The sequence below is a fragment of the Ramlibacter sp. genome (assembly GCF_035706265.1).
GTDB lineage: Bacteria > Pseudomonadota > Gammaproteobacteria > Burkholderiales > Burkholderiaceae_C > Ramlibacter.
The window spans coordinates 1-5,701 of sequence record NZ_DASSVG010000032.1 but is presented as its reverse complement, the minus strand read 5'-3'; the positions used below and the strand labels follow the sequence as shown (position 1 = coordinate 5,701).

The following is a 5,701-nucleotide window of genomic DNA, read 5'->3' as shown; positions in this document are numbered from 1 at the left end:
TGACTCGTTGGGCTCTCCCCGTAGGCTGGTGCTGAGCCGCGCCAGCGCGAAGCCCAGCGATTTCTACACCCACTCCCCGTCGCGCAATTCCCGCGTGAGCCACGCGCAATAGATCGGCGCCGCCACCAGCCCCGCCAAGCCGAACGCCGACTCCAGCACCAGCATCGACGCCAGCATCGCGGAGGTCGGCACGTTCGTGCGCCCGCCCACTATGCGGGCATTGAGGAAGTACTCCAGCTTGTGGATCACGATCAGGAAGACGAGCGACGCCGCGCCGATCCACACCGACACCGTGAGCGCCGCGATCGTGATCGCCGAATTCGACAGCAGGTTGCCCACGATCGGGATCAACCCTCCGAAGAAGGTGAAGCCCACCAGCGTCGGCGCGAGCGGGATGCGGAAGCCGAGCGCGGGCAGCAGCACGAGCAGGTAGAGCGCCGTCAGTGCCGCGTTGATCAGCGAAATGCGCAGCTGGGCGGAGAACACGTCGCCGAAGGCGTTGGCGAGCTGCAGCATGCGATCCTGCGCCAGCTGGATCAGCGGCCGGCGGGCAGGAGCGGCGTTGGCGTTGCGCGCCGCGGTCGCGGCCATCAGGCCGATCGCCAGGCCCAGGATGATGTGCACCAGCACCTTCAGCGCCTCGCCGCCCCAGCGCTGCACCTGGCCGGAGTGCTCGCGCAGCCAGCGGCTGACGGCATGCTGCACGGCGTCGGCCGATTCGGGCAGGCGATCGACCACCCACCCCGGCGCGGTGGCGCGCAGCTGGTCGAGCGTATCGGCCACCAGGTCCATCAGTCGGCCGAGGCCGCCGGACTTGAACAGCAACTCGGCGCCGGCGGCGAACAGCAGGGCCAGCCCGGCCACGGCCAGCGACACCATGATCCAGCGCAGCGTGCGCGTCTTCCACGAGCCCTGCGCCGGGCCGGTGAAGTCACGTACGCGCCGGTACAGCACGAAGCCGGCGAGCCCGGCAAACAGCGCGGAGAGCAGGTGCAGGTAGAGCACCCCGATCAGGGCCACGGCCGCCACCACGATGCTGCGCAGGCGCAGCCGCTCCAGCTCGGGCGTGGTTTCGGTCGGGGTGAGGGGGCGCTTCACCGGGGAATTGTGACGCGCCGCTCCTTGTGCCGGGGTTTCGCTGCGCTCCACCACCCGCCTGCGGTTTCGCTTCGCCTCAGCCGCTACGCCGGCCTGCCGTACAGCGCCGTGAAGCTCGCCTTCTCGATCGTGCTGGCGTTGATCATGAAACCGGCCAGGGCCGCGGTCGCGTCGGCGGGGATGTCGATGCGCTCGGTGTTGAGCGCATGCACGGTGAAGACGTAGCGGTGCGGCTTGTCGCCGGGTGGCGGGCACATGCCGCCCCAGCCGGTGAAGCCGTAGTCGATGCGGACCTGGCGCGCGCCCGCGGGCAGGTTGGCACCGCTGTGGTTGCCGGCGTCGGGCTTCAGTTCGCTCACGCTCGCCGGGATGTCGATCACCACCCAGTGCCACCAGCCGGAGCCGGTGGGCGCGTCGGGGTCGTAGACCGTCAAGGCGAAGCTCTTCGTGCCCTGCGGTGCCCCGCTCCACTTCAGCGCTGGCGACTTGTTCTCGCCCGTGCAGCCGAACACGTTGGCCTCGAAGCGCTTGTCGATCATGGCGCCCGGCTGGATGTCCGGGCTTTCCAGCTTGAACTCGCTCATTGCTGCTTGCCTCCCTGCGTGATCACTTGGCCTTCGGGCGCCCGTACTTGGCCGTGAAGCTGGCCTTGGCCAGGGCGTTGGCGTTGATCATGAAGCCGGCCAGCGCCGCGGTCGCGTCCGCCGGGATGTCGATCTTGTCGGTCTTCAGGGCGTAGACCGTGAAGACGTAGCGGTGCGGCTTGTCGCCCGGCGGCGGGCAGGCGCCGCCCCAGGCGGCGGTGCCGTAGTCGATGCGCACCTGGTGCGCGCCGGGCGGCAGGTTGGCGTTGCTGGCATTGCCCGCATCCGGCTTGAGCTCGGTGACGTTGGCGGGGATGTTGATGACGGACCAGTGCCACCACCCGGAGCCGGTGGGCGCGTCGGGGTCGTACACCGTCACCGCGTAGCTCTTGGTGTCCTTCGGCGCGCCGCTCCACTTCAGCGCCGGCGACTTGTTCTCGCCGCTGCAGCCGAACACGTTGGCCTCGAACTTCTTGTCCATCGTGCCGCCGGCCTTGATGTCGGGGCTCTCCAGCTTGAAGGCGGCAGCGGCGCCGGCGGCTGCGAAGGCAAGCGCCGCGGCCGCGATGAGGGTACGCGTCATCGATCCTCCTGATGGTTGGGGTGGGGACCGCGATGATGCTACGAAGCCGCGCGCTTGTCTTTGCGTGCACGAACCGCGGTTACGGCGCGCGCAGGCCGGCATCGAAGCTTGACATTTCAGCTGGACGGGTGTTACAAAATGTGATATGGACCGCCTCACCCCGGACGAACGCCGCATCGTCTACGCGCGCCTCGTACGGGGCCACGCGGATGCGGCCGCGGCCGGGCAGCCGCTGGAGACCCAATGGGAATGGCTGATGGCCGCCCATGTGGTGGGCCAGCACGAGGCTGGCCTGCATTTCGACAGCCACTGCCGCATGCTGGCGCTGGCGCGCGCGAGCGGCGACCGGCGCGAGATCGCGGGCCAGCTGCTGCGCATCGCGTTGCTGCCCCTGGGCCACCTGCTGCGGCGCCTGCCGGCCGGCAACATCGGCCGCGCGACGGTGCCCGCGCTGCAGGTCATGCAGCCGCCGGAGGCAGTGCAGCTGCGGATCGACATGGCGACCCTGGCGACCAAGCTGCCAACGTAGGCTAATGAGAGCGCGAAGCGCCGAAGCCCAGCGAGCGGGCGATCGACAAGCGCCGGAGCGCCCCCACCCCAACCCTCCCCCAGGGGGGAGGGAGGCGAGGTCTCAGCCCGCGGAGAGGTGTTTGCCGACGATCCCCGCCAGCTCGAACATCGACACCTGGTTCTTGCCGAACAGCGGCTTGAGCTTGGCGTCGGCGTTGATCGCCCGCTTGTCCTTCTGGTCCTGCAGGCCGTGGGCCTTGATGTAGTCCCAGATCTTCTTGATCACCTCGGTGCGCGCGATCGGCTCGTCGCCCACCACGGCGGCGAGTTCCGGGCTCGGCTTCAAGCCCGCCGCGGCCTTCTTCGCGGCCGGCGCCTTCTTTGCTGCCGCCTTCTTGGCCGGCGCGGCCACCTTCTTCGCCGCCTTCGCGGTGGCCTTAGGCTCGCTCGGCACCGATTTGGCGGCGGCCTTGGCCGTCGCCGTCTGCGCGCTGGCCGCCCCGGCCGTCTTGCGCGGCGGGAATTTGGAGGCCCGCGGCTCGAACTCGAAGTTCACCTTGCCCGCCTCCGCATCCCAGGCCAGGTAGGCCTTGAAGGGCCGGCGCGTGCGCATGGAGATGAACTTGTCCAGCAGGTCGGTCTTGCCCGTGGCCAGCAGCTTGGCCATCTGCTCGCGCTCCACCGGCTGCTGCAGGATCACCTTGCCGCTGCGGAAATCGCAGGTGGGCGTGGGGTGCTGCTCGGTGGGCACCGAGCGCTCGCAGACATAGTTGCTGCCCCACTCGAAGACCCGGTGGCCGCACTTCGGGCAGGGGCCCAGCGGCTCCTGCGCCGACAGGTCGACGATCTCGCCGGTCTCGGCGGGATTCTTCTCCTCGCCGAAATCGAACTCCAGCTTCCAGTTGCGCTCGGCCTCGTCGTACACGAGCGCCAGTTCCGCCGTGAAGGGCCAGCCCGCCTTGGAGCGGAAGCCCTGCAGCGGACCGATGCGCTTGTCGCGCAGGAAGGCTTCCACCTCCTCCAGCTCGAACGGCCGGCCGGCCGGGATCTTGGTGAAGGAGAAGCCGCAGGGCTCCTTGCCCCGGCCGCCCACGCAGTTGTAGCGGCGGTAGGTCTCCTGCACCACGCCGCCGCAGTTGGGGCAGGGCGTCTTCAGCGTCGCGTAGTCGCCCGGCACCGAGTCGCGGTCGTACTCCTTGGCCTTGCGCACGATGTGCTTGGTCATCTCCGCGATCTCGCGCATGAACGCGTCGCGCGACAGGCGCCCGTGCTCCATCTGCGCCAGCTTGTATTCCCACTCGCCGGTCAGCTCCGGCTTGGTGAGTTCCTCCACGCCCAGACCGCGCAGCAGCGTCATGAGCTGGAAGGCCTTGGCCGTGGGGATCAGCTCGCGGCCTTCGCGCAGCATGTACTTCTCGTTGATCAGGCCTTCGATGATGGCCGCACGGGTGGCCGGGGTGCCGAGACCTTTTTCGGCCATGGCCTCGCGCAACTCGTCGTCTTCCACGAACTTGCCGGCGCCTTCCATGGCGCCCAGCAGGGTTGCTTCGCTGTAGCGCGCCGGCGGCCGGGTCTTCAGGCCCTTGGCCTCGGCGGAGGCGGTGTCCACCTTCTCGCCGGGCTGCACCGGTACCAGGTTCTGGCCCTTGTCGCCTTCCTTGGCGTCCGGGTCCTGGTCCGCGGCTTCCTTGCCGTAGATCGCCAGCCAGCCCGGCTTGACCAGCACCTTGCCTTCGGTGCGGAAGCGATGCCCGGCCGCCTCGCTGATGCGGGTGGTCACCATGTACTCGGCGCTCGGGAAGAACACCGCCAGGAAGCGCCGCACCACCAGGTCGTACAGCTTCTGCTCCGCCTCCGACAGGCCGCTGGGCGCCTGCAGCGTGGGGATGATGGCGAAGTGGTCCGAGACCTTGCTGTCGTCGAACACGCGCTTGATCGGCTTGACGTACTGCTCGTTGATCGCCTGCCGGGCGAACGGCGCCAGGTGCGGCATGCCGCTGGAGGCGAGCATGCCCATGGTGTCGTGCACCACCTTCACGTAGTCGGAAGGCAGGTGGCGCGAATCGGTCCGCGGATAGGTCAGGGCCTTGTGGCGCTCGTACAGCGACTGCGCCAGCGCCAGCGTGGTCTTGGCCGAATAGCCGAAGCGGCCATTGGCCTCGCGCTGCAGCGACGTCAGGTCGAACAGGCCGGGCGAGGCCTGCGTGCTGGGCTTCGATTCCTCGGTGACGGTCGCCTTCCGGCCGCGCACCGCGTCGGCGATGGCGCGCGCCTGCTGCTCGTTCCAGACCCGGTCGGCGCGCTTCTCGGCGTCCTCGGGGTCCTTCTTCCAGTTCGGGTCGAACCACTTGCCGGGGTACTCGCCGGCCTGGGCGGCGAAGGTGGCGTGGACTTCCCAGTAGTCGCGGCTGACGAACTTGCGGATCTGCTCCTCGCGCTCCACCACGATCGCCAGCGTGGGCGTCTGCACCCGGCCGACGGTGGTGAGGAAGAAGCCGCCGTCGCGCGAATTGAAGGCCGTCATCGCGCGGGTGCCGTTGATGCCCACCAGCCAGTCGGCCTCCGAGCGCGAGCGGGCGGCGTGCGCCAGGCCTTCCATCTGGCGGTCGGTGCGCAGCTTCTCGAAGCCTTCGCGGATCGCCTGCGGCGTCATCGACTGCAGCCACAGCCGCCGCACCGGTTTGTGAGTGCCCGCCTTCTTGCCCTTGGCGGGGCTGTCACCCTCGAAGGCGAACTGCTCGATCAGGCGGAAGATCAGCTCGCCTTCGCGCCCGGCGTCGCAGGCGTTCACCAGCTCGGTCACGTCCTTGCGCCGGGCCAGCCGCACCACCGCGTTCAGGCGCGACTTGGTCTTGTCCACCGGCTTCAGGTCGAAGTACGGCGGGATCACCGGCAGGTGGGCGAAGCTCCACTTGCCGCGCTTGAC

At 69.1% G+C, this 5,701-nt stretch carries 5 protein-coding genes; 1 reads left to right on the top strand and 4 read right to left on the bottom strand.

Annotated elements, in window-relative coordinates; genetic code table 11:
- Window positions 1-63: 63 nt before the first annotated feature.
- The 3 genes from VFM98_RS01080 to VFM98_RS01070 all read right to left on the bottom strand — a co-directional run bounded on the left by VFM98_RS01080 (window position 64) and on the right by VFM98_RS01070 (window position 2,265).
- Entirely contained in the window at window positions 64-1,098 is a 1,035-nt protein-coding gene (locus tag VFM98_RS01080; RefSeq protein WP_325108035.1) for an AI-2E family transporter, read from the bottom strand.
- Window positions 1,099-1,181: 83 nt separating this feature from the next.
- The gene (locus VFM98_RS01075) at window positions 1,182-1,682 is read right to left on the bottom strand and encodes a YbhB/YbcL family Raf kinase inhibitor-like protein (RefSeq protein WP_325108034.1); all 501 of its coding nucleotides are present in this window, start codon (window positions 1,680-1,682) and stop codon (window positions 1,182-1,184) included.
- Between the two features lie 22 nt (window positions 1,683-1,704).
- Complete coding sequence (locus tag VFM98_RS01070; RefSeq protein WP_325108033.1) at window positions 1,705-2,265, bottom strand: YbhB/YbcL family Raf kinase inhibitor-like protein; 561 nt, start codon at window positions 2,263-2,265, stop codon at window positions 1,705-1,707.
- 145 nt (window positions 2,266-2,410) lie between these two features.
- On the opposite strand from VFM98_RS01070, the gene VFM98_RS01065 reads away from it, so the two are divergent.
- Window positions 2,411-2,794: a DUF3703 domain-containing protein gene (locus tag VFM98_RS01065; RefSeq protein ID WP_325108032.1), complete on the top strand. Its 384-nt coding sequence runs from the start codon at window positions 2,411-2,413 to the stop codon at window positions 2,792-2,794.
- A gap of 102 nt (window positions 2,795-2,896) precedes the next feature.
- Here VFM98_RS01065 and VFM98_RS01060 read toward each other — a convergent pair.
- Window positions 2,897-5,701, bottom strand: a 2,805-nt coding sequence (locus VFM98_RS01060; RefSeq protein WP_325108031.1) for a DNA topoisomerase III, incomplete at its 5' end; no start/stop codon positions are given.

Bases quoted from the DNA above. Each gene is read 5' to 3' on its own strand.
- VFM98_RS01075 (WP_325108034.1), bottom strand. From the start codon at position 1,682: ATGAGCGAGTTCAAGCTGGAAAGCCCGGACATCCAGCCGGGCGCCATG.
- VFM98_RS01070 (WP_325108033.1), bottom strand. From the start codon at position 2,265: ATGACGCGTACCCTCATCGCGGCCGCGGCGCTTGCCTTCGCAGCCGCC.
- VFM98_RS01065 (WP_325108032.1), top strand. From the start codon at position 2,411: ATGGACCGCCTCACCCCGGACGAACGCCGCATCGTCTACGCGCGCCTC.